This window comes from Ciceribacter azotifigens, from assembly GCF_048159625.1.
GTDB lineage: Bacteria > Pseudomonadota > Alphaproteobacteria > Rhizobiales > Rhizobiaceae > Allorhizobium > Allorhizobium azotifigens.
Map to the genome: position 1 here is coordinate 1 of NZ_JBLQTA010000079.1, position 805 is coordinate 805.

The following is an 805-nucleotide window of genomic DNA, read 5'->3' on the forward strand; positions in this document are numbered from 1 at the left end:
GTAGGCGGCAAAGCCATTCAGGCGCTCTGCCAGCCCCTCCAGTTCGGACAGCGCGCGCCGCTCCGGAAAATGCGTGAGGGCATGAAAGCTATATTCGATGTCCTTCGCCGCGATGGTCGCGGCAAAGGTTCCGGCGAGAATGGACAGGGTGCGGTCCTCGACAACAGCGATGATCATCGGACCACTCCCGCCATAACGGTCGGGTGGGTGCGGGTGATGCGGGTCTGGAACCCGATCAAAGCGCCGCCTAGAATAACCCCATGGGAAGAATGCTCGTCCGCCTTGGCAAATACCGGATCAAGAACGGGCTTGCAGACGCTCAGGCGGGTCGTCGCCTCCTCGATGCTGATCTGCGGCGGCAGCACATGCGAGCCGTCCAGACCGGCAAGAACGATCTTTCCGGCCAAGGGCTGCGGGTAGCCGTCAAAGACAGTGAAGGCGGTCAAGCCATCGCGCAAACCCTCCTCATCGATGATAAGAACGTGGTNCCTCGATGCTGATCTGCGGCGGCAGCACATGCGAGCCGTCCAGACCGGCAAGAACGATCTTTCCGGCCAAGGGCTGCGGGTAGCCGTCAAAGACAGTGAAGGCGGTCAAGCCATCGCGCAAACCCTCCTCATCGATGATAAGAACGTGGTTCGTGTCGAACGGCACCACCTCGACAAGCTGGCATCCAATCAGCCCGTAGGTCTGAGAGAACGCGCTCGGTGCTGCGACCTCTGCGGCTTGAATGGTCCCGGCTTCCGGGTCCAGCAGGTAAACGGTTGCGGTTGTGGCCATAGTTCTCACCCTTTCTCCAATTCCG

Annotated in this window: 2 protein-coding genes; both read right to left on the bottom strand. The window is 60.7% G+C overall.

Annotated elements, in window-relative coordinates; genetic code table 11:
- Positions 1-173: 173 nt before the first annotated feature.
- On the bottom strand, positions 174-446 hold the full coding sequence (locus tag ACM6UT_RS23400) for a hypothetical protein (protein ID WP_416799658.1): 273 nt from the start codon (positions 444-446) through the stop codon (positions 174-176).
- A gap of 19 nt (positions 447-465) precedes the next feature.
- On the bottom strand, positions 466-780 hold the full coding sequence (locus ACM6UT_RS23405; protein WP_465245569.1) for a DUF3846 domain-containing protein: 315 nt from the start codon (positions 778-780) through the stop codon (positions 466-468).
- Between the last annotated feature and the right edge of the window lie 25 nt (positions 781-805).